This is a genomic window from Thioclava atlantica (genome assembly GCF_000737065.1).
GTDB lineage: Bacteria > Pseudomonadota > Alphaproteobacteria > Rhodobacterales > Rhodobacteraceae > Thioclava > Thioclava atlantica.
The window spans coordinates 1-1,376 of sequence record NZ_AQRC01000040.1; the positions used below are offsets into that span (position 1 = coordinate 1).

General features: G+C 64.7%; 1 protein-coding gene. It reads right to left on the bottom strand.

From position 1 onward, the window contains the following. Window positions 1–273: 273 nt before the first annotated feature. The gene (locus DW2_RS18840; RefSeq protein WP_038149004.1) at window positions 274–1,287 is read right to left on the bottom strand and encodes an IS110 family RNA-guided transposase; all 1,014 of its coding nucleotides are present in this window, start codon (window positions 1,285–1,287) and stop codon (window positions 274–276) included. Window positions 1,288–1,376: the final 89 nt, after the last annotated feature.

Sequence of the window (1,376 nt, forward strand, 5' to 3'; positions counted from 1 at the left end):
CTCGGACCATGTATGGATGGCTCCCGCGTGGCAAGGGCGTTTCGTGGGCTTCATGCGTCTGGTCGGGTGCGGTCATGTATTCGGCGTCTGTCTGCAGCACGATGGCTGCGCGCCCTGATGAAAGTCCGCGTGGCTGCCTTAGGTCCCGATCAATGGCACGCGCTCGAAGCGCTCTGGTCCGAACAGGGTATCCCGTCAGCTTGCCCGTCAGATGGCCATCATCCCACCTTGCACCTCACCATCTCGTTTAGGGCGCGGATGGCCCCCGGTGTCTCAGGCAGCGCGCGCCGCGTCGTAGCTGGTCCCGCTTCTCAGCAGGGCCCAGACGGTTCTCGCCATGCGGTTCGCCAGGGCGATCGCGGCCTGCTTCGCGGTCTTCCGTTGCAGGAGGCGCCACAACCAGTCTTCGCCGGGCAGACCGCGCCGCCGAGCCGCAATCACGCCCATGGCGCCGAGATAGAGCAGCCGCCTCAGGTAGCGGTTGCCCATCTTGGAAATCCGCCCGAGCTTTTCCTTGCCGCCGCTCGAATGCGGCTTCGGCGTGAGGCCGAGCCAGGCCGACAGGTCGCGCGAGCTGCGGAACCCAGTCGTATCGGGCAGGGTCGCCGCCAGCGCCGTCGCCGTGATCGGACCGATCCCGGGAATGGTCTGAAGCCGCTTAGCAGCTCCGCTGGCCTCAGCCTCGCGGCGGATGTCTTTTGTCAGCGCATCGATACGGTCACGGGTCTCGAAGAACTGGTCGGCCAGCAGGCGCAGCGGCATCCGGGCTGTGGTTGGCAGATCAGCTCGCTCCCCGGCCTCCAGGAGACGCCCGACATTATGGACGCCTTTCGGCACCACGATGCCGAACTCTGCCAGATGCGCCCGGATTGCATTGGTGACTTGGGTCAGCTGGCGGACGAGAAACTCGCGCGCCTTGTGGGTCATCAGGAGCGCCTGCGTCTCTTCGCTCTTCACCGCAACGAAGCGCATCGACGGCCGAGTGACGGCTTCGCAGATCGCCTCGGCATCGGCCTGGTCGGTCTTTCCTCGCCGGACGTAGGGTTTGACGTAGGACGGCGGCATTAGCCGGACGTCATGGCCGAACTTGCCCAGCTCGCGTGCCCAGTGATGAGCCCCGGCACAGGCCTCCATTCCGATCAGGCAGGGCGCAAGCCGCTGGAAGAAGTCGAGCATTTGGCTGCGCCGCAGCTGCCGCCGCACAACAATCGCGCCTTCGGCATTGACGCCGTGGATCTGAAAAACGGACTTGGCGAGATCAACGCCGACCGTGGTAATATCTGTCATGGATGGCTCCCTTCAGGGTTGGTTTTGACAGCACCTAATGTGGCACAATGCGATGCCGGGAGCGGGAGCCATCCACTCCATCAATGGCG